Annotated in this window: 20 protein-coding genes; 9 read left to right on the forward strand and 11 right to left on the reverse strand. The window is 71.9% G+C overall.

Annotation, left to right across the window (positions count from 1 at the left end):
• Window positions 1–33: 33 nt before the first annotated feature.
• A complete protein-coding gene (locus tag ACZ7L4_RS16150; protein ID WP_472102964.1) occupies window positions 34–1,110 on the reverse strand; it encodes a Zn-dependent alcohol dehydrogenase in 1,077 nt (358 codons plus the stop codon).
• A gap of 42 nt (window positions 1,111–1,152) precedes the next feature.
• Entirely contained in the window at window positions 1,153–2,007 is an 855-nt protein-coding gene (locus ACZ7L4_RS16155) for a MaoC/PaaZ C-terminal domain-containing protein (RefSeq protein ID WP_472102966.1), read from the reverse strand.
• Between the two features lie 262 nt (window positions 2,008–2,269).
• Between ACZ7L4_RS16155 and ACZ7L4_RS16160 the strand changes: the two genes are divergently transcribed.
• Genes ACZ7L4_RS16160 through ACZ7L4_RS16175 form a run of 4 tightly spaced genes read left to right on the forward strand, consistent with a single transcriptional unit; the run spans window position 2,270 to window position 5,865 of the window.
• A complete protein-coding gene (locus ACZ7L4_RS16160; protein WP_472102968.1) occupies window positions 2,270–3,205 on the forward strand; it encodes an ABC transporter ATP-binding protein in 936 nt (311 codons plus the stop codon).
• Entirely contained in the window at window positions 3,205–3,921 is a 717-nt protein-coding gene (locus ACZ7L4_RS16165; protein ID WP_472102970.1) for an ABC transporter permease, read from the forward strand. Before ACZ7L4_RS16160 ends, ACZ7L4_RS16165 begins: the two co-directional genes overlap by 1 nt.
• A gap of 17 nt (window positions 3,922–3,938) precedes the next feature.
• On the forward strand, window positions 3,939–5,174 hold the full coding sequence (locus ACZ7L4_RS16170; protein ID WP_472102972.1) for a sensor histidine kinase: 1,236 nt from the start codon (window positions 3,939–3,941) through the stop codon (window positions 5,172–5,174).
• A gap of 58 nt (window positions 5,175–5,232) precedes the next feature.
• The gene (locus tag ACZ7L4_RS16175; RefSeq protein ID WP_472104032.1) at window positions 5,233–5,865 is read left to right on the forward strand and encodes a response regulator; all 633 of its coding nucleotides are present in this window, start codon (window positions 5,233–5,235) and stop codon (window positions 5,863–5,865) included.
• 40 nt (window positions 5,866–5,905) lie between these two features.
• Here the strand turns inward: ACZ7L4_RS16175 and ACZ7L4_RS16180 are convergent, their stop codons facing one another.
• The 7 genes from ACZ7L4_RS16180 to ACZ7L4_RS16210 all read right to left on the reverse strand — a co-directional run bounded on the left by ACZ7L4_RS16180 (window position 5,906) and on the right by ACZ7L4_RS16210 (window position 16,535).
• Window positions 5,906–7,384, reverse strand: coding sequence for a DHA2 family efflux MFS transporter permease subunit (locus ACZ7L4_RS16180; protein ID WP_472102974.1), 1,479 nt, complete (start codon window positions 7,382–7,384; stop codon window positions 5,906–5,908).
• A gap of 96 nt (window positions 7,385–7,480) precedes the next feature.
• A complete protein-coding gene (locus ACZ7L4_RS16185; protein WP_472102976.1) occupies window positions 7,481–8,671 on the reverse strand; it encodes a lipid-transfer protein in 1,191 nt (396 codons plus the stop codon).
• A gap of 114 nt (window positions 8,672–8,785) precedes the next feature.
• Window positions 8,786–9,970: a CaiB/BaiF CoA transferase family protein gene (locus tag ACZ7L4_RS16190; RefSeq protein WP_472102978.1), complete on the reverse strand. Its 1,185-nt coding sequence runs from the start codon at window positions 9,968–9,970 to the stop codon at window positions 8,786–8,788.
• Complete coding sequence (locus tag ACZ7L4_RS16195) at window positions 9,963–11,615, reverse strand: acyl-CoA dehydrogenase family protein (protein WP_472102980.1); 1,653 nt, start codon at window positions 11,613–11,615, stop codon at window positions 9,963–9,965. The genes ACZ7L4_RS16190 and ACZ7L4_RS16195 overlap by 8 nt, the downstream gene beginning before the upstream one ends.
• A gap of 193 nt (window positions 11,616–11,808) precedes the next feature.
• Window positions 11,809–13,188: an MFS transporter gene (locus ACZ7L4_RS16200; RefSeq protein ID WP_472102982.1), complete on the reverse strand. Its 1,380-nt coding sequence runs from the start codon at window positions 13,186–13,188 to the stop codon at window positions 11,809–11,811.
• Between the two features lie 152 nt (window positions 13,189–13,340).
• Window positions 13,341–14,264 carry a LysR substrate-binding domain-containing protein gene (locus ACZ7L4_RS16205; protein WP_472102984.1) on the reverse strand — a complete coding sequence of 308 codons (924 nt, stop codon included), beginning with the start codon at window positions 14,262–14,264 and terminating at the stop codon, window positions 13,341–13,343.
• Window positions 14,265–14,357: 93 nt separating this feature from the next.
• Window positions 14,358–16,535: an acyl-CoA dehydrogenase gene (locus tag ACZ7L4_RS16210; protein ID WP_472102986.1), complete on the reverse strand. Its 2,178-nt coding sequence runs from the start codon at window positions 16,533–16,535 to the stop codon at window positions 14,358–14,360.
• 308 nt (window positions 16,536–16,843) lie between these two features.
• Here ACZ7L4_RS16210 and ACZ7L4_RS16215 point away from each other — a divergent pair, with 308 nt between their 5' ends.
• A complete protein-coding gene (locus ACZ7L4_RS16215) occupies window positions 16,844–18,577 on the forward strand; it encodes an MFS transporter (protein ID WP_472102988.1) in 1,734 nt (577 codons plus the stop codon).
• A 158-nt stretch (window positions 18,578–18,735) separates the two neighbouring features.
• Window positions 18,736–19,233 carry a GNAT family N-acetyltransferase gene (locus ACZ7L4_RS16220; RefSeq protein ID WP_472102990.1) on the forward strand — a complete coding sequence of 166 codons (498 nt, stop codon included), beginning with the start codon at window positions 18,736–18,738 and terminating at the stop codon, window positions 19,231–19,233.
• A gap of 3 nt (window positions 19,234–19,236) precedes the next feature.
• Here ACZ7L4_RS16220 and pepE read toward each other — a convergent pair whose 3' ends face one another.
• Window positions 19,237–19,956 carry a dipeptidase PepE gene (gene pepE, locus ACZ7L4_RS16225; protein WP_472104034.1) on the reverse strand — a complete coding sequence of 240 codons (720 nt, stop codon included), beginning with the start codon at window positions 19,954–19,956 and terminating at the stop codon, window positions 19,237–19,239.
• Window positions 19,957–19,994: 38 nt separating this feature from the next.
• Complete coding sequence (locus ACZ7L4_RS16230; protein ID WP_472102992.1) at window positions 19,995–20,816, reverse strand: IclR family transcriptional regulator; 822 nt, start codon at window positions 20,814–20,816, stop codon at window positions 19,995–19,997.
• Window positions 20,817–20,946: 130 nt separating this feature from the next.
• Between ACZ7L4_RS16230 and ACZ7L4_RS16235 the strand changes: the two genes are divergently transcribed.
• From ACZ7L4_RS16235 to ACZ7L4_RS16245, 3 genes are read left to right on the forward strand one after another with little or no spacing between them, the layout of a single operon-like run.
• Entirely contained in the window at window positions 20,947–21,900 is a 954-nt protein-coding gene (locus ACZ7L4_RS16235; protein ID WP_472102994.1) for a DUF1177 domain-containing protein, read from the forward strand.
• A gap of 3 nt (window positions 21,901–21,903) precedes the next feature.
• Window positions 21,904–23,265, forward strand: coding sequence for a cytosine permease (locus tag ACZ7L4_RS16240; protein WP_472102996.1), 1,362 nt, complete (start codon window positions 21,904–21,906; stop codon window positions 23,263–23,265).
• A complete protein-coding gene (locus ACZ7L4_RS16245; protein WP_472102998.1) occupies window positions 23,262–24,572 on the forward strand; it encodes a M20/M25/M40 family metallo-hydrolase in 1,311 nt (436 codons plus the stop codon). Before ACZ7L4_RS16240 ends, ACZ7L4_RS16245 begins: the two co-directional genes overlap by 4 nt.
• The last annotated feature ends 81 nt before the right edge of the window (window positions 24,573–24,653 follow it).

Below are 24,653 nucleotides of genomic sequence, written 5' to 3' on the forward strand. Positions count from 1 at the left end.
TCTCGTCCAAACGGCGGGCTTGAAATGCGCGGCCTACAGCTCGATACAGGTCCGCAGCGCGACGCCCGTCCTCATCTGGTCCAGCGCCTCGTTGATCTCCGCCAGCGGCACCCGGTGCGTGATCAGGGACTCCAGGTCGATGCGGCCCGCCCGCCACAGGGCGATCGCGCGCTCGTAGGACTGGAGGACGTCGCCGCCGCCGTACATCGACGGCAGGATCTTCTTCTCGTCGAAGAACAGCTCGAACATGTTGAGCTGCAGGAAGTCGTCCATGGCGCCCGCGCCGACGACGCAGAGCGTGCCGCCGCGCCGCGTCGTCTCGTACGCCGTGCGGGCCGTGGCGGACTTGCCGACGACCTCGAAGACGTAGTCGAAGCCCTCGCCCGCGGTGATGTTCTGCTTGGCGTCGGCGAGTTCGTCCGGTGAGATCGCCTTCGTCGCGCCGAACTTGAGGGCGGACTCGCGCCGCGACTCGACGGGGTCCACGGCGACGATCTCCGCCGCGCCCTTGAGCCGCGCGCCCTGGATCGCGGAGATGCCGACGCCGCCGCAGCCGATGACGGCGACGGACGAACCGGCCGCCACATCCGCCGTGTTGATCGCGGCGCCGAGGCCCGTGGTGACGCCGCAGCCGATGAGCGCGGCGATGTCGAAGGGCACGTCGTCCGGGATCGGCACGGCGCAGGCCGCGTTGACGACGACCTCCTCGGTGAACGTGCCGGTTCCGGCGAAGCCGAAGACGTCGCCGCCGGGGCGCTTGAAGTTCGGGGTGCCCGCGTTCATGAACCCGGCGAGACACAGTTCGGTCTGGCCGCGCTTGCAGGCGGGGCAGGTGCCGCAGGCGGGCAGCCAGCACATCAGGACCCGCTGGCCCGGCGTCAGGTGCGTCACGCCGTCGCCGACCTCGACGATCTCGCCCGCGCCCTCGTGGCCGGGGATGAAGGGGGCGGGCTGCGGCAGCACGCCGTTCATCGCGGAGACGTCGGAGTGGCACAGGCCGGTGGCGCGCAGCCGGACCCGCACCTTGCCCGGGCCGAAGCCGACCGCCTCGACGTCGTCCAGTACCTCGAGTTTGTCCTGGCCTATCTCGTGCAGTACGGCTGCTCGCATGGCGTGCGGCTCCTTCGTGCGTCGGTGTCCCTTTACCGGTGGTCAGTTGTGGTCGACGAGCGTGTCGGCGAGCACCGGAGCGTCCTCGCGCTCCACCGCCGTGACCGTGACCTGCACGCGGCCCGGCTGCTCCCACATGCGCACGCGCAGCGTCTCGCCGGGGAAGACGATCCCGGCGAAGCGCGTGCTGTAGCGGGTGATGCGGGAGACGTCGCCGCCGAGGGCCGTGTCCGCGACCGCCTTGAGCGTCATTCCGTAGCTGCACAGGCCGTGCAGGATCGGCCTGTCGAAGCCGGCCAGCTTGGCGAACTCCGGGTCGGCGTGCAGCGGGTTCCAGTCGCCGGAGAGGCGGTAGAGGAGGGCCTGGTCCTCGCGGATGGTCCGCTCGACGGTGCGGTCGGGCTCGCGCTCGGGGACCTCCAGGCGCTCGGACGGGCCGCGGTCGCCGCCGAATCCGCCCTCTCCGCGTACGAAGATCTGGGAGTCGCTGGTCCACAACGGGCCGTCCGCGTCGGCGACTTCGCTGCGCAGGACGAGCACGGCCGCCTTCGTCTTGTCGTAGACGGCGGCGACGCGCGAGGTGGTCGTGGCCTTCCCCTTGACCGGGATCGGGCGGTGCAGCTCGATGGTCTGGCCGCCGTGCAGGACGTGCGCGAGGTTCACGTCGATGCCGGGTGCGGAGAGGCCGCCGACGACGCCCATGCCGGCGCCCGCGACGGTCGCGAAGCTCGGCAGGACGTGCAGCTTCGACTCGAGCGTGTAGCGCAGCTCGTCGGGGTCGGTGGCGGGGACGCCCGCGCCGAGACCCAGGTGGTAGAGCTGGATGTCCTTGTGGTCCCAGGTGATCTCTGCGGACCTGGGCTCTGCGGCTACGGCCTTCGCGGCGTCGATGGGCATAGAGGCAAACGCTCCCTAAGGCTGGTCGAAGACCTCGGTGCGACCGTCCGCACCGTCGGCCGCACCGAGGTCGTCACGGGCCGGGTAGAACCTGTTCCATTTCCCCCGGCGCCCCATGTATAGCCAAGAGCGCATGGCTTGGGAAGGGCCGTGGCGCACCTTTCTGACGGCACGTCAGAAATACGGCGGTGACATTTGTACCGGCGAGGTGCGGACAACCGCATCTGCCGCCGCCCGGGCCCCGATCCATAGCGTCACTGTCATGAAGACGACGAAGGCAGCGGCCGTCTCGTTCACGGGGGCCGTCAAGACGTTCGGTGAGGTGCGGGCCGTGGCCGGCCTCGACCTGGAGATCACGGCGGGCGAGACGGTGGCGCTGCTCGGGCGCAACGGCGCGGGCAAGTCGACCGCCATCGCGCTCCTGCTCGGCCTCGACGAGCCCGACGAGGGGCACGTGGAGCTGTTCGGCACGGCGCCGCAGGACGCGGTGCGGGCCGGGCGGGTCGGCGCGATGCTCCAGGAGGGGCGGGCGGTGCCCCGGGTCACGGTCGCCGAGCTGGTCTCCTTCGTGGCCGGCCGGTACCCGCACCCCATGGACGAACGGGAGGCGCTGCGGCTCGCCGGGATCGAGGAGCTGGCCGGGCGCCGGGTCGACAAGCTGTCGGGCGGGCAGACGCAGCGCGTGCGGTTCGCCGTGGCGCTCGCCGGCAACCCGGCGCTGCTCGTGCTCGACGAGCCGACGGCCGCGCTCGACGTCGAGGCCCGGCACGCGTTCTGGGCGTCGATGCGGGGATACGCGCGGCGCGGCCACACCGTGCTGTTCTCCACGCACTACCTGGAGGAGGCCGACGCCAACGCCGACCGGATCGTGGTGATCGACCACGGCCGGGTCGTCGCGGACGGCAGCGGCGACGAGCTGCGCAGGGCGGGCGGCGGCAGCCTCGTCGCCTTCGACCTGGCGGGGCGCGGCACGGCAGGTCTTGAGCTGCTGCCGGGAGTGACGACGGTGGAGGTGCGCGGCGACCGCGCCCGGCTGCGCACCGAGGACTCCGACGGCACGGTCCTCGCGCTGGCCGCCCAGGACCTCGTACGGAACCTGGAGGTCCAACCGGCCTCCCTGGACGACGCGTTCATGGCACTGACGGCGTCCCCCGAGGACGACATCGACGGCATCGACGACCAGCTGGAGCGTGTGTGATGTGGGACTACCTGCGGCTCGGAGTGCGGCGCACACTGCGCGACGGACGGTTCGTGCTCGGCACGATCGCGATGCCGGTCCTGATGTACCTGCTGTTCACCAACATCGGCTACACGGACGAGAGTTGGCGCACGGCATCGATGATCGGCATGGCCGCGTACGGTGCGCTCGGCGCGGCCCTGAACACGGCGGGCGGGGTCGCGGAGGACCGGGCGATCGGCTGGCTGCGGCAGCTGCGGATCACCCCGATGACTCCGCGCCAGGGCGTGCTCGGCCGGGCGCTCACCGGGGCTGTGACAGTGCTGCCCGCGGTCCTCGCGGTGATGCTGGCGGGCGCGCTGGTCAACGGCGTACGGATGGACGCCTGGAAGTGGCCGGCGATCGCGGTGCTGCTGTGGCTGGGCTCGCTGCCGTTCACCATGCTGGGGCTCGGCAACGGCTACCGGCTGACCTCACAGGCCCTGGGCGGCGTCAACATGCTCTGCTACCTGGGCCTCGCGGTGCTCGGCGGACTGTGGTTCCCGGTGGCGCTGTTCCCGCACTGGCTCCAGCAGGTCTCGTCGTTCACGCCCACCAACCGCTTCGCCCAGCTCGGCACGGCCGTCGCGGACGGCCACGCGCCGTCCGTCGCGGCGCTCGCCGTGCTGATCGGCTGGCTGGTGGCGTTCGGTTCGTACGCTGTGGTCTCGTACCGCAGGTCCGCGCGCACCATCTGAGCTACGGGGGTTTGGGCATGGCGTCGGGGAACAGGTTCGGCTCCGGGATCCGCGCATGGCGGGACGCGCGGGACGAGTGGAAGGCCGACTACGCGCGCGTGAAGGCGGACCGCCGCGAGCACGGCAGGCCGGCCGAGGAGCTGGGCCCGCCGCCCACCGGCTTCGCGCTGCTGCCGTGGCTCCTGATGGGTCTCGGCGCCGCGTCGAACCTCGTCCAGGGCAAGACACCCCACCCGTGGGTCGGCGGCATCGGCCTGTTCGTCTTCAACTCCCTCTACGTGTATGTGGTGTTCAGGGCCTTCCACAAGGAGACACGGCAGGCGGCGTCGACGCGGGCCGCGGTCGTCGTGATGGGACTGCTCACGTGCGGGCTCGCCGGGGCGTACGGGGGCAGCTGGCTGGCGCTCTTCCCGCTGCTCGGGCTCGCGGTCGGGGCGGTGGCGCGGGGGCGGCACCTGGGGCGGGTCGGCCTCGGCCTGACCGTCCTCGCGGCCGTCGTGTCCGGGCTTCGCGAAGGGTGGGACGCGGTGAGCGTCGCGTACGGCACGTTCCTGTCCACGATGGTGACGGCGGCGATCCTGTCGCTGTCCGAGACGGTACGTGAACTGCGCGACGCCCGTGAGGAGTTGGCGCGGCAGGCCGTGGAGCGGGAGCGGCTCCGCTTCTCCCGCGACCTGCACGATCTGCTCGGCCACACCTTGTCGGTGATCGTGGTGAAGTCGGAGGCTGCGCGCCGGCTCGCGCCGCGCAGCCTGGACGCGGCGCTCGAACAGGTCACCGACATCGAGGCGGTCGGCAGACAGGCGCTCACCGAGATCCGGGAGGCGGTGACCGGGTACCGCGAGGGCAGCCTCGCCACGGAGCTGGACCGGGCGCGCTCGGCCCTGGCGGCGGCGTCCATCGAACCCGTCGTACGCCAGTCGGGCCCGCCGCTTTCTGCGCAGACGGAGGCGTTGCTGGGGTGGGTGGTCCGGGAGGCGGTGACCAACACGATCCGGCACAGCGGGGCGACGACCTGCACGATCACGGTGGAGGGGGCGGCCGACCGGGTCCGGCTGCGGGTGAGCGACGACGGGGTGGGGCCCTCCGGGGACGCCGGGCGCGGCGGCGGCACCGGGCTCAAGGGGCTCACGGAGCGGCTCGCGGCGGCGGGCGGGTCCCTGCGGTCGGGCGAGGCGCCGCGCGGGGGCTTCGAGGTCCGGGCGGACCTGCCCACGGGAGACCGTGAACCCACGGTGCCTGCGACGACGTGACGGTCGAGCGGACGCGCCAACCACGGGCCGAGGCCGTAATCTCTGGGTCGTGACCGAGATGCCGCAGAACCATCGCCCGGCCAAATGCATCCGCGTGCTGCTCGCGGAGGACCAGGGCATGATGCGGGGCGCGCTCGCGCTGCTGCTCGGGCTCGAGTCCGACCTGGAGGTCGTCGCCCAGGTCGCCAGGGGTGACGCCATCGTCGACACGGCCCTCGAACAGCGGCCCGACGTCGCCCTCCTCGACATCGAGCTGCCCGGCCTCAGCGGGCTCGACGCCGCGGCCGAGCTGCGCGACCAGGTTCCGGACTGCCGGGTCCTGATCCTCACCACGTTCGGGCGGCCCGGCTATCTGCGGCGGGCGATGGAGGCCGGGGCGGCGGGGTTCCTCGTCAAGGACGGTCCGGTGGAGGAGCTCGCCGAGGCGATCCGCACGGTGCTGCGCGGCGAGACGGTCGTCGATCCGGCGCTGGCCGCGGCGGCGCTGGGGGCGGGGCCGAGTCCGTTGACCGCGCGGGAGGCGGATGCGCTGCGGGCGGCGGCGGACGGGGCGACCGTCTCCGACATTGCCGGGGCGTTGCATTTGTCGGAGTCGACCGTGCGGAACTATTTGTCGTCGGCGATCGGGAAGACGGGGGCGCGGAATCGGACGGAGGCGCTTGGCGTCGCCGCGGACAAGGGGTGGCTGTAACGGGGTTGCGGTCGCGGGGCGCTGCCCCGGGCCCCGCTCCTCAATCGCCGGAGGGGCTTGATTTGGCGGCGACTTGGTCTGTCTTCCGCATGCCTGCGAGCAGTACCACCGCCGCCACCACCAGGATGGCCGCGCCCGTGGCGAAGGCGGCCGAGTAGCCGCGGGTCAGTGCGGACGGGTCGGCCGAACCCGCGGCGCGGCTCGTGGCGACCGTGGACAGGATCGCCAGGCCCAGGGAGCCGCCCAGGGTGCGTGAGGTGTTGACGAGGCCGGAGACCAGGCCCGCGTCGCCGGGGGCCGCACCCGATGTCGCCAGTGAGGCCAGCGGGGTCATCGCGCAGCCGGCGCCCGCCATCATCACGATTCCGGGCAGCATGATCGTCGTGACGTACGCGCCGTCCGCGGTCATCGTCGACTGCCACAGGAACCCGGCCGCGGTCACCAGGACACCGACCGCCGCCACGTTCCGCGCGCCGTAACGCGGCATCAGGCGCGGTGCGAACTTCGAGCCGAGGACCACCGCCAGCGAACTCGGCACCAGCGCGAAGCCCGCCTCGATGGGCGTGTAACCGAGCACGTTCTGCGCGTACAGCGTCATGAAGAACCACATGGCGAACGAGCCCATGCCGCACACGAACATCGCCGCGTTCGCGACCGCCACCGAGCGCACCTTGAAGAGGCCGAGGGGCATCAGGGGCAGTCGGGTACGGGCCTCCACGGCGAGGAAGCCGACGACCAGCAGCAGGCCGATCGCCAGCGGCACCAGCGTCGCCGCGGCGCCCCAGCCCTGCTCCTCCGTCTGCACGATGCCGTACGCGAGGACGGCCGTGCCCGCCGTGACGAGGACCGCGCCGGGCAGGTCGAGCCGGCGGTCGCCGCCCGCGCGGGACTCCCGGATCCAGCGGGCCGCCGCCGCGAGGACGACCGCGCCCAGCGGAACGTTGATCAGGAGCACCCAGCGCCAGTTCAGCCCCTCCGTGAGGACGCCGCCGACGAGTCCGCCGGCCGCGCCGCCGCCCGCGCCGACGGCGGTCCAGGTCGCGATGGCGCGCGCCCGGGCGGCACCCTCGGGAACGGCGGAGGTGAGGATCGTCAGGGTGGAGGGAGCCAGCACCGCGGCTCCGAGGCCCTGCACCGCGCGCGCCGCCAGCAGCTGCCAGCCCTCCTGCGCGAGGCCGCCCGCGAGCGAGGCGAGGGTGAACAGGCCGAGCCCGACCAGGAACATCCGCTTGCGGCCGAAGAGATCACCGGCCCGGCCGCCGAGCAGCATGAAGCCCGCGAACGCGATCGAGTACGCGTTCACCACCCACTGCAGCCCGCTCGCGCTGAGCCCGAGGTCGGCGCGCATCGACGGCAGCGCCACGTTCACCACGGACACGTCGAGGACGACGAGGAACTGTCCGGCGCAGGCCACGGCCACCACCAGCCAGGCGGGCGGAGCGGCGGCCGCGCGGCCACGGGAACGTATCGCGTCGTCGGAGGCCGCTTCGGAAGCGGCGTCGGGGGGAGTCTGGGCCATGCGTGTCATGGTCTCAGTCCCCCGACACCCCGTACATCCGGATTTCGCCGCAGCAGGGGTGGGTCGTCCGGCATAGGCCCCTGGTCCTAGGGCCTGTCACCCCCGCCGCAGCATCGTCACCACCGCCGCGCCGCCGAGGCCGATGTTGTGGGCGAGGCCGACCCGTGCGTCCGGGACCTGACGCGGGCCCGCCTCGCCCCTCAACTGCCAGGTCAGCTCGGCCGCTTGGGCGATGCCGGTCGCGCCCAGGGGGTGGCCCTTGGAGATGAGGCCGCCGGAGGGGTTCACCACCCATGTGCCGCCGTACGTCGTCGCGCCTGATTCGACGAGCTTGCCGGACTCGCCCTCGGCGCACATGCCGAGCGCCTCGTACGTGAGGAGTTCGTTGACGGAGAAGCAGTCGTGGAGTTCGACGACGTCGATGTCCTCGATGCCGAGGCCGGACGTCTCGTAGACCTGCCGGGCCGCTTCCCGCGACATCGGCTGTCCGACCACGTCGATGCAGGAGCCGGAGGCGAAGGACTCCTCCGTGTCCGTCGTCATCGACTGGGCGGCGATCTCGACCGCCTTGTCGCCGAGGCCCCGTTCCTCGACGAAGCGTTCGGAGACGACGACCGCCGCCGCCGCGCCGTCCGAGGTGGGCGAGCACTGGAGCTTGGTGAGCGGCATGTGGATGGTCTTGGCGGCGAGGATCTCCTCGACCGAGTACGCGTCCTGGAACTGGGCGTACGGGTTGTTCACCGAGTGCCGGTGGTTCTTGGCGCCGACCGCGGCGAGCTGCGCCTCGGTCGTGCCGTACTTCTCCATGTGCTCGCGCGCGGCGTCGCCGAAGATCTGGGCGGTGGGCGGGGTCATCTCGAAGCCGTGGCGGGCCGCCATGATCCCGTAGTGGCGCGCGACGGGGGATGTCTTGAAGTCGCCGCCGTCGGCCCCTCCCCCGAGCGCGCCGCGCTGCATCTTCTCGAAGCCGAGCGCGAGCACGCAGTCGCTGATCCCGCCCTCGACGAACTGGCGGGCCATCATCAGCGCGGTCGAGCCCGTCGCGCAGTTGTTGTTGACGTTGTAGACCGGAATGCCGGTCAACCCCAGTTCGTAGGCGGCGCGTTGGCCCGCCGTCGACGCCTGGAAGCAGTAGCCGACGGGGGCCTGCTGCACGTCCGCGTAGGAGATCCCGGCGTCGGCGAGGGCCGCGCCGCCCGCCTCCTTCACCATGTCCCAGTACTGCCAGTCCCGGGTCTCGGGCTTCTCGAACCTGGTCATGCCGACGCCGACGATGTACGACTTCATGGCTGCGGGCCCTCCTGACGCACTGCCTTCACTGCCTCATTGCCTTCATTGCTTATCTGACGGTTCGTCAGATAGTGGCAGGGTGAGGCGCGCAACGGAAGGGCGCGGAAGGCCTCAGGCGCCCAGCAAGCGGTCGATCTCCGCCTTCCCGTAGCCGATTTCGGCCAGTACCTCCCGGCTGTGCAGGCCCAGCGTCGGCGGCGCCGAGCGCACCGGCGGGCGGACGCCGCGGAACGTGACGGGGAACGCGACCTGCCGCAGCGGCCCCACGTCCGGGTGGTCGACCTCCTGCACCATGCCGAGCGCCGCCGTCTGCGGGCAGTCGTAGACCTCGTCGAGCGTGCGGATGGGGGTGACGGGGACGCCGAGGGGCTTGAGGAGATCCACCCAGTGGGCCACCGGCTCGTCGACGAGGACGGCCTCCAGCTTGGCGTTCAGGGCGGTGCGGTTGGTCACCCGGTCCCGGTTGCTCGCGAAGCGCTCGTCGTCCGCCCACTCCGGGTGCCCGAGAGCGGTCACGAGGCGGCGGAACAGCGCGTCGTTGCCGACCGCGATCACGAAGTGCCCGTCGGCGGCCCGGTACGCCTGGTACGGGACGAGGCTCGGGTGACCCGAACCGAGGCGCCCCGGCCGCTCCCCCGTCGCGAAGTAGCCCGTCGCCCAGTTGATGTGCAGGGCGAGCTGGGACTCGTAGAGGGAGGTCGTGACGTACTGGCCGCGGCCCGTGCGCTCGCGCTCGACGAGGGCCGCGTTGACTCCGACCAGGCCGAAGAGGGCGGCGCCGAGGTCGCCCATCGCGTAACCCGCCTTGACCGGCGGCCCGTCCGGCTCCCCCGTGAGGGACATCAGTCCGGCGCTCGCCTGCGCCACCATGTCGTAGCCCGGTTCGTCGCGCAGCGGGCCCGTGTCGCCGAAGGCGGAGATGTGCAGGATGACCAGGCGCGGGTAGCGGGCGCTCAGCTCCTCGTAGTCGAAGAGGCGGGCGAGCGAGGAGCCGGGGCGGAAGTTCTCCACCATGACGTCCGCGTCGGCGAGCATCCGGTGCACGGCCTCCTGCCCGGCCTCGGACTTGAGGTCGAGGGCGACGGAGCGCTTGTTGCGGTTGGCCGCCAAGTAGTAGGTGGCGTCGGGGCCGTTGAAGGGCGGGCCCCAGGAGCGGGTGGGGTCGCCGCCCTCGGGGTGCTCGACCTTGATGACGTCGGCGCCGAGGTCGGCGAGGGACATGGTGACGTACGGGCCCGCGAGGATCTTGGAGAGGTCGACGACCTTCATGCCGGCGAGCGGCACGTTGTCAGGCACGGTGGGGCTCCTGGAGTGCGGAAAGCGGGACCGGACCGCCGTCGGCGAGCGCGGCGAAGTGGTCGAGGGCGGGGCGGGGCAGTGCGGCCGGGTCGTCGGCGAGCGCCGTGTACGTGCGGGCGACGAGGAGGGCGCGGCCGTCGCCGGTGGTCCGGGTCTCGTGGTCGGCCTGGTCGTGCAGCAGGGTCTCCATGACGGCGCGGGTGAGTTCGTCGGCGTACCGGCCGATCCGCATCTCCTGTTCGTCCTCCGGGAGTTGGAGGAGTTCGTCGCCCTTCTTGCGGAGCAGCGCCCACCTGTCGGCGGTCTGCGGCCGGTCGCCATAGGTGTCGGCGAGGGTGGCGTGGGCGTTCTGACGGCGCATGCAGCGCAGGACGTCGAGGGCGATGACGTTCGAGGAGCCCTCCCAGATGGAGCCGAGGTGGGCGTCGCGGACGAGGCGCGGGTTGACCCAGTCCTCGATGTAGCCGTTGCCGCCGCGGATCTCCATGGCCTCGCCGGTGACGGTGCGGGCGCGCTTGCACAGGGTGTGCTTGGCGAGGGGGGTGAGGACGCGGACGAGCGCGCGGGCGTCGGCGTCGCCTTCGTCGGCGGCGGTGAGCCGGGCGGCGGCCTCGACGACCAGGTGCAGCGCGGCCTCCGTGTCGAGGATCATCGGCAGCAGCGTGGCCCGCATCAGCGGCTGGTCGAAGAGGGGCTTGCCGAAGACGTTCCGTACGCGGGTGTGGTCGACGGACTCGCGGACGGCGCGGCGCATCAGGGCGGTGGCGCGCATGGCGTTGGAGAGGCGGGAGACGTTGAGCATCTCGGCCATCTGCCGGAATCCGTTGGTGAGTTGACCGACGGGGGTGGCGTACGCCTCGTCGAGGGTGACCTCGCCGCTGGCGATGGACCTGGACCCCAGCTTGTCCTTGAGCCGGTCGATGCGGACGGCGTTGCGGGTGCCGTCGGGGCGCAGGCGCGGGACGAGGAACATGCCGAGGCCGCGGGTTCCTTCGCCCTGGCCGGGGACGCGGGCGAGGGTGAGGATCACGTCGGCGGACGGGTTCGAGGCGAACCACTTCTTGCCGGTGAGGGTCCAGTGGCCGTCGCGCTCGGTGGCGACGGTTTCGGTCAGTCCTACGTCGGTGCCGCCCTGCTTCTCCGTCATGAACATCGCGCCGGTGGAACGGAATTCGGGGTCGGTGGAGGAGAGCGCGGCGATCTCGGCGGCGTACCGCTCGGGGTCGAAGAGGCGCAGGATGCGGGCGGCGGAGTCGGTCATGGACAGCGGGCAGGCCATGCCGAACTCGGACTGTACGTAGAGGTAGGACAGGGCGTACTTGACGGTGTGCGGGACCTTGGTGGGCCAGCCGAGGACGCCGGGCCTGTGCGACATCGCGGCGAGGCCGAACCGTTCGTAGGCGATGGCGGCGGCGCGGTCGTGGGCGGGGTGGAAGTCGACCTGGTCGATACGTTCGCCGTCCGGCGCGTACTGGACGAGTCGGGGCGGATTGGCATCGGCGACGGCCGCCTGCCGGTCGAGCTCCCCGGCGGCGAGCTCTCCGAGTTCGACGAGGTGGGGTTCGACCCGGGCGCGGTCCTCGGCGGACAGCACGCGGTCGAGGAGGGGGCGGAGGACGGGGTCCCGGTCGGCGAAATTCATGGGTCGACTCCAAGTGTCAGGTAGAAGTGCTCAAGGCCCCGGGGCTCCGCCCCGGACCCCGCTGCTCAATCGCCGCAGGGGCTCCAAATACCGATCCCCATCGGTCCCGAACGGCGGCCAAATCAAGCCCGCCCGGCGGACAAATCAAGCCCCGCCGGCGATTGAGGCGCGGGGTATGGGGCAGAGCCCCAAATCAAGCCCCTCCGGCGATTGAGGAGCGGGGTCCGGGGCGGAGCCCCGTGGCGTCGGGGCGGCTGGGCGTGTCAGAACCGGTCCGAGCCAAGAGCGGCAGCACCCCCGCCAACGTGATCGCCGTGTACGCCAGGCCGAGCGCGACGACCGGCCAGATCGAGTCGAAAGAGGTCAGCAGATACTGCGAGACGATCGGCGCCGTACCGGCGAACAGCGTCGTGCACAACTGGTACGACAACGACATCCCGGTGTACCGGACCTCGACCGGAAACACCCGCGCGAGGATCCCCGCGAGCGCCGCGTAGTACATCGCGTGCGGGAACGTGGCGAGCCCCATCCCGAGGACGGCCAGCCAGAAGTTCCCCGTGCCGACCAGCATGAACATCAGCGGCAGCACCACGAATTCGGGAATCAGCATCCACAACACGGCCTTGCGCACCGGCCACTTGCTCGCCAGCACCGCCCCGAACGGCTGCACCACCACCTGCACCACGAGCGCGAGCGCGATGACGGTGAGGAACGTCGACCGGTCGAAGTCCAGGTCCGACGTCGCCCACGACAGCGCGAACGTCGTCTTCACGTAGGTGATCGCGACACCTGCCGTCCCCGCGAGCACCCCCAGGAAGACCAGCAGCGGATAGCGGCTGAGCACCGTCTTGATCGGCAGCTTGACCGGCTTGTTACGAGCGAGCGCCTCCCGCATCTCGGGCGTCTCGGCCAGCTTCAGCCGGATGAAGAGCCCGACCGCCACCAGCACCGCCGAGAACAGGAACGGCACCCGCCACCCCCACGACTCGAAGGCCGCGTCCGGCAGTTGGGCGATGCCGAGGAAGGCCAGCGTGGCGAGCAGATTGCCGACCGGCGAGCCCTGCTGGGCGAACGCCCCGTACAGCAACTTCCGCTTGGGCGGCGCGTATTCGGTCGCGATGAGCACGGCCCCGCCCCATTCGCCGCCCATCGCGACGCCCTGGATCATGCGGAGCAGCACCAGCAGGATCGGCGCGGCGGCACCGATCCGGTCGTAGCCGGGGAGCAGCCCGACGCAGAAGGTGGCGGCGCCCATCATGGTGAGCGTGGTGATCAGGGCCTTCTTGCGGCCGTACTTGTCGCCGAAGTGCCCGAAGATCAGGCCGCCGAGGGGGCGGGCCAGGAAGCCGACCCAGAACGTGGCGAAGGCGGCGAGCGTCCCGACGGCGGGCGAGGCGTCGGCGAAGAAGATCTTGCCGAGGACCAGCGCGGACGCCGATCCGTAGATGTAGAAGTCGAACCACTCGATGGTGGTGCCGACGAACGCGGTGACGCCGGCCCGGCGGGCGTCCTTGGCGAGCGCGGGGTCCGGGGCGGGGTCGATGGCGGGCTGCGCGGGGGCGTCTTGCGGCATGCGAGCGTCCTCTCGGTGCGGCGGGTCCCGCCCGTGGCGCGGACACCGCGGCCCGTGCACGCTCCGTCGCGAGACGCGGATCACTCTGCCCCTCGCCATTAGGCGCTGTCCAAGACCAATACCGGGGCCGATTGAGCCGTGATCCCGCATAATCAGCCCCCGGAGTTCGCGGCCTCCGGGGCGTCGTCCGGCGTCGGCAGCACGTCCCGGGCCACCCGGAGCACCGCCTGCAGCGCCGCCGACGGGTTGCCGGTGCGCCAGCCGAGCGCGATCGGCAGGACCGGCACCTCGTCCCCGGCGAGCGGCCGGAACACCACGTGCTCCAGGTGGATGTTGCGCGCCGACTCGACGACGACCGCGACCCCGACGCCCGCGCCGACGAGCGCCAGCATGTTGTACGAGTCCGGGGCCTCCTGCGCGATCCGGGGCGCGAATCCGGCGTCGTGGCACGCCTGCACCATCGCGTCCCGCACCGCCGACTCGCGGGAGAGCGGGAAGGTGACGATGGGCTCGTCGGCGAGCGCGCGCACGGGGACCTCGGCGCGGTCCGCGAGCGGGTGGCTGTCGGGCAGGGCGAGGACGAGGCGCTCCATGCGGACGACGCGGGCGGTGATGCCGCGCCGCACCGGCAGCGCCACGAAACCGAGGTCGAGCGTGCCGTCGTTGACCCGGCGCAGCGCCTCGCCGCTGTAGGTCTGGCCCTCCAACAGCAGCTCGATGCCCGGCAGTTGGGACGTTACGGCACGGGTGAGCAGCGGCAGCGCCGCGTAGCTGCTGGCCCCGGCGAATCCGACGGACACCCGCCCGACCTCGCCCAGGTGCGCGGCCCGCACCGTCCTGCGCACGGAGGACGCGTCCGCGAGCAGCTTCCTGGCCGGCTCCACGAGCGCCTGCCCGGCGGGGGTGAGCCGGACGGTGCGGGTGGTCCGATCGAAGAGCTTCACGCCGAGATCGCGTTCGAGCAGCTTGATCTGCTGACTGAGCGGCGACTGCGCAACGTGCAAGCGCTCCGCGGCGCGCCCGAAGTGCAGCTCCTCTGCGACCGCAACAAATCCGGTGAGGTGTCTCAGTTCCACAGGGTCATTCAAGCCCCTGTGCCGGGGTGAGCAAATCAAGCCCCTGCGGCGATTGAGCAGCGGGGTGCAGGGGCAGAGCCCCTGCCGGTTCGGCTAATCCCTCGGCAGACCCAGGATCCTCTCGGCCACCACATTCAACTGCACCTGCGTCGTCCCCCCGGCAATCGTCAAACACCGCGACAACAGGAACCCGTGCAGCGCCCGCTCCCCCGCCCCCTCCCGTAGCGCCCCCGCCGGGCCGAGCAACTCGAGCGCCAGTTCCGCGACCTTCTGCTGGTGCGGCGTCTGCACGAGTTTCCGCACGGAGGCACCCGCCCCCGGCTCCACACCCTCGACCTGCTGCATGGTCGTACGGAGTCCGATGCACCCCAGCGCATGCGCCTCCGCCGCGAGCGCGCCGATCCTCGCCCGGTACGAACCGTCGAGGTCACCCGCCCGCGCGAGCAGCGCCTCAAGACCGGTGTCGAACGTCAACTGGTCGGCCATGTGCACCCGTTCGTTGCCGAGCGTGTGCCGGGCGACCCGCCAGCCGTCGTCGACCTCGCCGACGACCGCGTCGGCGGGCAGCACCACGTCGTCGAAGTAGACCTCGTTGAAGAGGGAGTCGCCGGTGATCTCGCGCAGCGGCCGGATGTCGATGCCCTCGGTGTTCTTCATGTCGAGGACGAAGTACGTGAGGCCCTTGTGCTTGGGCGCGTCCGGGTCGGTCCGGGCGAGCAGGATGCCGTGGTCCGCCCACTGCGCGGCGCTCGTCCACACCTTCTGCCCGTTGATCCGCCACCGCCCGTCGGGCAGCCGCTCGGCCTTCGTGCGCAGGGAGGCGAGGTCGGAGCCCGCGCCCGGCTCCGAGAACAGCTGGCACCACAGCGTCTCGCCGCGCAGGGTCGCCGGAAGGTACCGGTCGCGCTGCTCCTGGGTGCCGTACGAGATGAGGGAGGGCACGACCCACGTGGCGATGCCGAGGTCGCTGAGCTTCACCCCGGCGGCCTTCAACTCCTGCTGTACGGCCAGCTGTTGGACCGGCCCCGCGCCGAGCCCGTACGGGGGCGGGAGGTGCGGCGCCGCGTATCCGGTGGGCGCGAGGAGCCGCCTCGCGGCCTTCGGGTCGAGCCCCCGCGCCCCCTCGATGACACCCCGGGCCGCCTCCCGGTGCACGTCCGCCTCGGCGGGCAGCGCGAACCGCAGTTCGCGGCGGACGCCGGACTCGGCGAGCCGCACGCCGCGCAGCCGGTGCGCGTCACCCGCGCCGAGCAGCTGGCGGGCGACGACGGCGCGGCGCAGATAGAGGTGGGCGTCGTGCTCCCAGGTGAAGCCGATGCCGCCGAGGACCTGGATGCAGTCCTTGGCGCAGGAGTACGCGGCGTCGAGCGCGGCCCCCGCCGCGAGCGCCGCGGCGAGCCCGCGCACGTCCTCGGACTCCCCCTCTTCGAGCGCCCGTGCCGCGTCCCAGACCAGCGCGGCCGCCTGCTCGACCCGTACCAGCATGTCCGCGCACAGGTGCTTGACGCCCTGGAACTGGCCGATGGGCCGCCCGAACTGCTCGCGCACCTTGGCGTGTTCGGCCGCGGCGTGCAGCGCCCAGGCGGCGGTGCCGCAGGCGTCGGCGGCCAGGAGCACGCCCGCCAGGTCGCGCACGAGGGTCCCGTCGATGTCGAGGATCCGGTCGGCGGGCACGACGGCGCCGGCCGCCGTGACCTCGGCGGTGGGCCGGGTCGGGTCACCGCTCTCGTGCGCCCGCACGGTGAGGCCCGCGGTCTCCGCGTCGACGGCGCACCACACCACGCCGTCGGCGCTCTCCGCCGCGAGCACGAGCAGGTCGGCGTCGGCGCCGGTGAGGACGGGCGGCGCGACCCCGTCGAGCACGAGCCCGTCGGGGCCCGCGACGGCGCTGAGCCCGCCGGGCCCGAACGCGACGGCGCCGATCCGCTCCCCTTCGGCGAGGGACCGGGCCAGGTCGCGCTGTCCGGCCCCGCGCAGCACCTCGGCCGCGATCACGCTGCCGACGAACGGGCCGGGCAGCGCCGCGCGGCCCGCCTCCTCCACGACCACCGCGAGGTCGAGCAGGGTCCCGCCCCCGCCGCCGTACGACTCGGGGAGGTGCACCCCGAGGAGGCCCTGCCCGGCGATGCCGTCCCAGTAGGAGGGGCGGCGGCCGGGCGCGGCCGGGGCGTCGAGCAGCTTGCGCACCTCGTCGGGCGGTACGGCGCGCGCGATCCAACCGCGCACGGCGTCCGCGAGTTCCCGCTGTTCCTGCGTGATGGCGATCCCCATGCGGCGCACGGTAGAACACGTTCCAGTAGACCGGAAGAGCAAATCTGACACTGGGTCAGAAACATCGGAAACAAGCGTTCACCGGCCGGTGACGTAATGAAGAGGTAAAGGATCCCGCTCGTACGACGACCGTCGGAATAGTCGCCCCAGCCAACCGGTTCGACATACACACAACCCGCCCGCAGTCAGCCCCACCGACCGCATACCGACCGCACAACGCGCGCCCCGACCCCGGCGGCGCGCGTTCGCCGTCCCCAGCGTCACGTCTCAGTACGTGGACCGAGACCGCCTTCCGGAGGCCTTCCTTCATGTCCCAGCCGACGACTCAAGCCCGCCCGTCAGGCGGCGTCGTCCCCGTCCTCGCCTTCGCCGGCATCACCGTGGCGGTCATGCAGACGCTGCTCGTGCCGGTGATCAAGGACCTGCCCGAGCTGCTGAACACCGCCCCGTCCAACGCCACCTGGGTCATGACCTCGACCCTGCTCGCGGGCGCCGTCGCCACCCCGATCATGGGCCGCCTCGGCGACCTGGCAGGCAAGCGCCGGATGCTGCTCACCAGCCTCGCCATCATGGTGTTCGGCTCCCTGGTCTGCGGCTTCACGGACAACCTGCTCGTCATGATCGTGGGCCGCGCGCTGCAGGGCTTCGCCATGGGCGCCATCCCGCTCGGCATCGGCCTCATGCGGGACATGCTGCCGCGCGAGAAGCTCGGCTCGGCGATGGCCCTGATGTCCTCCTCCATCGGCGTCGGCGGCGGCCTCGCCCTGCCGGCCGCCGCGCTCGTCGCCCAGCACGCGAACTGGCACGCGCTGTTCTTCGGCGCCGCCGGGCTCGGCGTCGTCGCGATCGTCCTCACCCTCGCCGTCGTCCCCGAGAGCCCGCTGCGCGCGCAGGGCACCTTCGACGTCGCGGGCGCCCTCGGCCTCACCCTCGGCCTCATCCTCTTCCTGCTGCCCATCACCAAGGGCAGCGACTGGGGCTGGAGTTCGGGCACGACGCTCGGCCTGTTCGCCGCGGCGCTCGTCGTCCTGCTGGCCTGGGGCGCGATGGAGCTGCGCCTGAAGGCCCCGCTGGTCGACCTGCGCACGACGGCCCGCCGCGAGGTGCTGCTCACGAACCTCGCCTCGATCATGGTCGGCGTCGCCTTCTACGCGATCTCGCTCGTCCTGCCCCAGCTGCTCCAGCTCCCGAAGGAGACGGGCTACGGCCTCGGCCAGTCGATGGTCGTCGCGGGTCTGTGCGTGGCACCGCTCGGCCTGACGATGATGCTGACGGCGCCGGTCTACGCCCGGCTCTCCGCGAAGTTCGGTCCGAAGGTCACCCTGCTCCTCGGCCTGCTGATCATCGCGATCGGCTACGGCGCGGGCCTCGGCCTGATGAACGCCGCCTGGCAGACCATCGTCATCTCGGTCCTGGTCGGCGCGGGCATCGGCCTCGCCTACTCCTCGCTCCCGGCCCTGATCATCGGCGCGGTGGACGCGTCCGAGACGGGTGCGGCCAACGGCCTCAACACCCTGATGCGCTCCATCGGCACGTCCGTGTCCTCGGCCGTCATCGGCATGGTCCTGGCCAACACGGCGAACAACATGGGCGGCGTCGCCGTCCCGACGATGCACGGCTTCCGGGTCTCCTTCCTCATCGCCACGGCCGCCGTCGCGGTCGGCGTCCTGCTGGCCTTCGGCCTGCCGGGCCGCCGCAGGCCGACGGTCCAGCTCCGCGCGAGCAGCGAGGAGGACGCGGTGCTCGCCCTCGCCGAGGAGGCGCTCGCCGCCCGGTTCCACGGCCGCGTCCTCGACCCTGCGGGTCTGCCGGTGCCGCGCGCCAAGGTCACCCTGATCGACCGCCGCGGCCGCCAGGCGGGCGCCGCCCTCACCGACCACGAGGGGCAGTACGCCCTCGACGTCCCGGCGGGCGGCTCGTACGTCCTCGCGACCACCGCCTCCGGCCACGCCCCGCGCGCGCTGGCCGCCACGCACCACGGCGAGGACCGTCCGGTGCGGGTGGACCTGGCACTGGAGGCGCTGGCCGAGACGGTTCGGTAGCGGCGGGGGCAGAGGCCGCGGGCGGCCTTGCCGAGAGCCGAGAGCCGAGAGGGGACGCGGCGCGCGAAAGCGCGCCGCGTCCCCTCCGCTTTTGTGACGCCCACCCTCCGCTTTTATTCGGTACTGCGGGCCCCGCACCGCCAGTACGCTCGCCCCTCATGAGCTGGCTACCCGCGGACTTCGTCCACCCCACCCACGTCCCCGTACCCGGGACCGCCCTCCATCTGCGGCCGATCCGCGAGGCGGACACCGCGATCGACTACCCCGCCGTCATGGGCTCCCGCGAGCGCCTGTGGGAGATCTTCGGCCCGGCCTGGGGCTGGCCCGCGGAGACCATGACGTACGAGGCGGACCGCGTCGACCTGCTGAGGCACGAGAAGGAGATCGCGGCCCACGAGTCGTTCAATTACGCCCTCCTGAACGAGGACGAGTCGGCGCTCCTCGGCTGCGTCTACATCGATCCGCCCGAGCGCGTCGGCGCCGACGCCGAGATCTCCTGGTGGGTCGTGGACGAGCTGGCGGGCGGCGCCGACGAGCGCGCCCTCGACGCGCTGGTCCCCGAGTGGATCGCCGTCGGCTGGCCGTTCGAGCGGCCCCGCCTGGTGGGCCGCGACCTCACGTGGCAGGAGTGGCTGGCCCTGCCGGAACTGCCGTAGGACCTACGCGTCGAACTTCGGCCGCGCCGCCAGGAGTTCGGACACGTCCGACCCCGCCGCCAGCTCCCGCGGCTCCGCGCCCCGGCGGAACAGCCGCGCCGGGTGCGCGCCCTCCACCGATGCCCGCTCCCCCGCCACCCGCAGCCACGAACCCTCCCGAAGCCCGAGGACCGGCACGTCGTTCTCCTCCAGGAACTCCGTGAGGCGCTGCTCGCGGGTCTCGCCCTTGTGGGTGGAGGACGGGTCCGGGTCCAGGTAGTGCGGGTTGATCTGGAACGGGACGAGGCCGAGCGTCTCGAAGGACGGCGGCTGCACGATCGGCATGTCGTTGGTCGTGCGAAGGGTGGGCGCGGCCATGTTGGTACCGGCGCTCGCGCCCATGTACGGCAGACCCGCGCGGACCGCCTTCGTCACGGCGTCCCGCAGTCCCGTGCGGTACAGCGCGCTCAGCAGCCGGAACGAGTTGCCCCCGCCGATGAACACCGCGTCCGCCGCGGCCAGTTGGGCCAGCGGGTCGCCGCCCTCGTGCATGCCGTGGACCTCGATCCCCGAGCCCTCCAGCGCGCCGCGCACCCTCGCCGTGTACGCGTCGTGGTCGGCCAGCGCGTACGGCACGAACGCGAGGCGGGCGTTCGACGGCAGGAAACCGGTGACGACATCGAGCGCGTGCTCCAGGTAACCCTGGCCGTGCTGGGTGGAGTTGGAGAGCAGCAGCAGATTCATGGTGCGGATGGCTCCGATCAAGGGGGCGTGCGTACAGGTCAGTTGGCGGCGCTGCGGCTGCGGCGCGCGGGCTGCGGCGGATGCGTCAGGCGCCGCTCCAGAAGGCGGGCGGCCTTGCGCAAGGCGTCGAGGCGGTCGTCGGGCCCGTCGGGGAAGCGCTCCTTCGCGGCGCCGAGGCTGAGGCTCCCGTAGGGCTCGCGGCCGAGGAAGACGGGGACGGCGACGGTGCCGATCCCGGCGTCGTACTCGCCGACCGTCCACGCGTACCCCTGGGCGCGGACCGCGAGGAACTCCCGCTCCAGCTCGTCCGCGTCGGTCACCGTGCGCTCGGTGAAGCGGGCCATGGGGCGGCCGCGGAACAGCCGGTGGCGCTGGTCGTCGGGGAGGAACGCGTAGTACGACTTGCTCGTCGCGCCCGCGTGCGCCGGGTACAGCTCGCCCACCAGCGGGTAGTAGCGCAGCGGCCCCTCCTCGCCCTCGACGGCCGCGACGCAGCGCATGTGGAAGCTGTCGGGCAGGCAGAACAGGACCGTGTCGCCGGTCGCCGCCCGCAGCTCCTCCAGTACCGGCCCGGCGAGGAGTTCGAGCGAGCCCGAGCGCTCCCACAGCCTGCCGAGCCGCAGCACCGCGGGCCCGATCCGGTAGCGCCGCGTCACCGGGTCCGAGACCAGGAAGCCGCGCCCGGCCAGCGTCGAGAGCAGCCGCTGCGCAACCGATGTGTCCCAGCCGAACTCGGCGGCGACCTCCGTCACGCCCCAGTCGGGCCGCGTCCGCTCGAACGCGAGCAGCACGAGCAGGGCCCGGTCGACGGTCTGCAGAGCGCCGGCCGGGGTCTTCCGGTCGAGCGGGATCTCCGGCACGCCATCTCACCATCCAGACCTGTATTGCAAATAACGGGAAATGCTTGCCGACAACGCTATCCGATCCCGAATCTGCTGTCAGTACCGGTGGAAACCGCGACCGGGCACAGCGCAGCGAGAGGGACCCCGCATGTTGAAGTACGTCCTCGATGTCGTCGATCTGCTGGACGACCCCGACGCCGACGGCAAGCGCGCCGTCGCGTATCTCGACTCGGTCGCGGGCCCGGAGGGCTCCGGCGCCGAGGTGACCACCGTGGAGGGCGAGCGCGGCTCGACCGACTTCGTGCTCGTCCGGATCCCCGGCGCCAAGGGCCGCAGCCGGGGCGGCAGCGCCCGTACGCTCGGCGTCGTCGGCCGCCTCGGCGGGGTCGGCGCCCGCCCCGAGATGACCGGCCTGGTCTCCGACGCGGACGGCGCCGCCGCCGCGCTCGCCACCGCCGCGAAGCTCCTCGACATGCGCCGCCGCGGCGACGTGCTGGACGGCGACGTGGTCGTCGCCACGCACGTCTGCCCGGACGCCCCGACCGCGCCGCACGACCCCGTCCCCTTCATGGACTCGCCGGTCGACATCGCCACGATGAACCGGCACGAGGTGACGGACGACATGGAGGCCGTGCTCTCCATCGACACCACCAAGGGCAACCGCATCATCAACCACAAGGGCCTCGCCCTGTCCCCCACCGTCAAGGAGGGGTGGGTGCTGCGGGTGAGCGAGGAGCTGGGCGAGCTGCTCGCCGTCGTCACCGGTGAGCCGTTGGTCACGTATCCCGTGACAACCCAGGACATAACGCCTTACGGTAACGGCGCCCACCACATCAACTCGATCCTGCAGCCGGCCACCGCGACCGCCGCCCCGGTCGTCGGCCTCGCGGTCACCTCGGCCTCCGCGGTCCCCGGCTGCCAGACCGGCGCCAGCCACGAGACGGACATCGCGGCCGCGGCCCGGTTCGCCGTCGAGACCGCGAAGGCATACGGCGGCGGGCGGATCGACTTCCACGACGCCGACGAGTTCGACGCCCTCGTGAGCCGCTACGGCTCGCTCGCCCACCTGCAGACCCTCGGCAACGCACCCACGGAGTCGTAAGCCATGGCCACCACCAAGAAGAGCGTGGGCAGCGACGACTACGCGCTGTCCAGAGTCCCGAAGGACAAGCGGCTCGGCTTCTGGACGATGCTGCTGCAGTGGCTCGCCCAGTCCGGCTCCATCTCGCAGTTCACCCTCGGCGCGACCATCGGCGTCGGCATGACCTTCGGGGACGCCTTCCTCGCGTTCACGCTGGGCGCGGTGATCCTCGAAGTCGTCATCTTCCTCATCGGCATGGCGGGCATGCGCGAAGGGCTCGCGACGCCGCTCCTGACCCGCTGGGTCGGCTTCGGGCGCAACGGCTCGGCGCTCGTCAGCTTCATCATCGCCGTCAGCCTCGTCGGCTGGTTCGGCGTGCAGAACACGATCTTCGGCGACAGCGTCTCTTCGCTGGTAGGCGGCCCGTCGTGGCTGTGGTGCATCGCCGCGGGCCTCGCCATCACGGTCCTGGTGATCTTCGGCTTCCGCTACATGGCGATCTTCGCGAAGATCGTGACGCCGCTGTTCTTCGCGATGGTCGCCTGGTCGGTCATCGACGCCCTCAGCGACCACTCCATCGGCGACCTCATCAGCTCGCCGCCGCCCGGCCAGGCCATCCCGCTCTCGGTCGCCGCCACCGCCATCGCGGGCGGCTACATGACCGGCGCGATCGTGGCGCCGGAGATGACCCGCTACAACAAGAAGGGGTCGCACGTCTTCCTTCAGACGGCGTCCTCGATGATCCTCTCCGAGTACATCGTGGGCCTGACGGGCGTGCTCCTCGGCCACATGGTCAAGAGCGACCAGGTCTCGCAGATCGTGCTCTCCACGTCCGGCGTCTTCGGCGTCCTCGTCGTCCTGATGTCGACCGCGAAGATCAACGACTGGAACCTGTACGGCTCCTCGCTCGGCGTCGTCAACTTCTTCCAGGTCGTCTTCAAGAAGCGCCTGCACCGCGGCGCCGTCACCATCGCCCTCGGCGTCGCGGGCACCGCCCTCTCGGCGGTCGGCATCATGACCCACTTCACCGAGTTCCTCTCGGTGCTCGGCGTGGCCATCCCGCCCATCGGCGGCATCGTCGTCGCCGAGTACTGGGTGGTCCGCAAGATGCGCAAGCCGCTCGACGAGACCCGCGAGGCGGGCACGCTGCCGGCCACCTCCCCGACCTGGGTCCCCATGTCCCTCGTGATCTGGGCCGCCGCCTTCTGCGTCGGCAAGTTCTACGACGGCGGGATCCCGGCCCTGAACTCCCTGGCCACCGCGTTCGTCCTCTACACCGTGCTCGGCCTGCTCGGCTGGATCAGGACGTACGGCACCACCACCCTGGCCGACGACGAGGACACGCTCCCCGGCACGGCCGAGAAGACCCCCGTAGGAGCGGCATGACCACCCTTGCTTCGGAAGAGGCCCAGCGCGAAGTCGTCGAGCTCTGCGCCGAGCTGATCCGCTTCGACACCTCCAACCCGACGAGCGACGAGCGGGCCTGCGCGGACTGGGTCGTGTCCCGCCTCGCCGAGGCCGGCATCGCCTCCGAACTCGTCGAGAGCGCGCCCGGCCGCGCCAGCGTCATCGCCCGCATCGAGGGCGCCGACCGCACCCGCGGCGCCCTCCTGGTCCACGGCCACCTCGACGTGGTCCCGGCGGACGCGGCCGAGTGGCAGGTGCCTCCCTTCTCGGGCGAGATCCGCGACGGCTACCTGTGGGGCCGCGGCGCGATCGACATGAAGGACACGGTGGCCGTCATGCTGGCCACCGCCCGGCACTTCGCGCGTACGGGCACCAAGCCGTCGCGCGACCTGGTCCTCGCGTTCCTCGCGGACGAGGAGGCGGGCGGCAAGTTCGGCGCGCACTGGCTCGTCGAGCACCGCCCGGACCTCTTCGAGGGCGTCACCGAGGCGATCGGCGAGGGCGGCGGATTCTCGTACGCCCTCGACGACACCCGCCGCCTCTACCCGATCGAGAACGCCCAGCGCGGCATGGCCTGGATGGAGCTGACGGCGAACGGGCGCGCGGGCCACGGCTCGTCGCCCAACGACGAGAACGCGGTGACGGACCTCGCCGAGTCCCTCACCCGCATCGGCCGCCACACGTTCCCCGTCCGCCTCATCGAGCCCGTACGGGCCCTGCTCCAGAAGGCCGCCGACCTCCAGAACGTGGAGATCGACTTCGAGGCCGAAGACCTGGACGCGGAACTCGCCAAGCTCGGTCACGTGGCGGACTTCATGCAGGTGGTGCTCCGCAACTCCGCGAACCCCACCATGTTCACGGCCGGCTACCAGACCAACGTGATCCCCGGAAAGGCCACGGCCCGCGTCGACGGCCGCTTCCTGCCCGGTCACGAGCAGGAGCTGATCGACGCCATCGACGAGCTGCTCCTGCCGTCCGTCTCCCGCGAGTGGGTCAACCACGACATCGCGATGGAGACGACGTTCGACGGGCCCCTCGTCGACGCCATGTGTGACGCGGTGCGCGCCGAGGACCCGGACGGCCACCCGGTCCCGTACTGCAACCCGGGCGGCACGGACGCCAAGGCGTTCACCAAGCTGGGCGTGCGCTGCTTCGGCTTCAAGGGCCTGAAGCTGCCGGCCGACCTGGACTACGGCCGCCTCTTCCACAGTGTGGACGAGCGGGTGCCGCTGGAGGGGCTGCGGTTCGGGGTGCGGGTGATGACCCGCCTCTGGCAGGCCTGCTGAACGGCTCCGCCGGGTGGACTGTGACGTGTGATGACGCTCCCGCCGTCATTGCACGTCACAGTCCACCCCACCCCCAGGCCG

The sequence above is a fragment of the Streptomyces sp. NPDC107575 genome (genome assembly GCF_055657265.1).

Coding starts and splice junctions, on each gene's coding strand:
- ACZ7L4_RS16195 (WP_472102980.1), bottom strand. CDS start 11,615: ATGAATTTCGCCGACCGGGACCCCGTCCTCCGCCCCCTCCTCGACCGC.
- ACZ7L4_RS16180 (WP_472102974.1), bottom strand. CDS start 7,384: ATGGCCCAGACTCCCCCCGACGCCGCTTCCGAAGCGGCCTCCGACGAC.
- ACZ7L4_RS16170 (WP_472102972.1), top strand. CDS start 3,939: ATGGCGTCGGGGAACAGGTTCGGCTCCGGGATCCGCGCATGGCGGGAC.
- ACZ7L4_RS16245 (WP_472102998.1), top strand. CDS start 23,262: ATGACCACCCTTGCTTCGGAAGAGGCCCAGCGCGAAGTCGTCGAGCTC.
- ACZ7L4_RS16200 (WP_472102982.1), bottom strand. CDS start 13,188: ATGCCGCAAGACGCCCCCGCGCAGCCCGCCATCGACCCCGCCCCGGAC.
- ACZ7L4_RS16185 (WP_472102976.1), bottom strand. CDS start 8,671: ATGAAGTCGTACATCGTCGGCGTCGGCATGACCAGGTTCGAGAAGCCC.
- ACZ7L4_RS16155 (WP_472102966.1), bottom strand. CDS start 2,007: ATGCCCATCGACGCCGCGAAGGCCGTAGCCGCAGAGCCCAGGTCCGCA.
- ACZ7L4_RS16210 (WP_472102986.1), bottom strand. CDS start 16,535: ATGGGGATCGCCATCACGCAGGAACAGCGGGAACTCGCGGACGCCGTG.
- ACZ7L4_RS16235 (WP_472102994.1), top strand. CDS start 20,947: ATGTTGAAGTACGTCCTCGATGTCGTCGATCTGCTGGACGACCCCGAC.
- ACZ7L4_RS16215 (WP_472102988.1), top strand. CDS start 16,844: ATGTCCCAGCCGACGACTCAAGCCCGCCCGTCAGGCGGCGTCGTCCCC.
- ACZ7L4_RS16240 (WP_472102996.1), top strand. CDS start 21,904: ATGGCCACCACCAAGAAGAGCGTGGGCAGCGACGACTACGCGCTGTCC.
- ACZ7L4_RS16175 (WP_472104032.1), top strand. CDS start 5,233: ATGCCGCAGAACCATCGCCCGGCCAAATGCATCCGCGTGCTGCTCGCG.
- ACZ7L4_RS16165 (WP_472102970.1), top strand. CDS start 3,205: ATGTGGGACTACCTGCGGCTCGGAGTGCGGCGCACACTGCGCGACGGA.
- ACZ7L4_RS16220 (WP_472102990.1), top strand. CDS start 18,736: ATGAGCTGGCTACCCGCGGACTTCGTCCACCCCACCCACGTCCCCGTA.
- pepE (WP_472104034.1), bottom strand. CDS start 19,956: ATGAATCTGCTGCTGCTCTCCAACTCCACCCAGCACGGCCAGGGTTAC.
- ACZ7L4_RS16150 (WP_472102964.1), bottom strand. CDS start 1,110: ATGCGAGCAGCCGTACTGCACGAGATAGGCCAGGACAAACTCGAGGTA.
- ACZ7L4_RS16160 (WP_472102968.1), top strand. CDS start 2,270: ATGAAGACGACGAAGGCAGCGGCCGTCTCGTTCACGGGGGCCGTCAAG.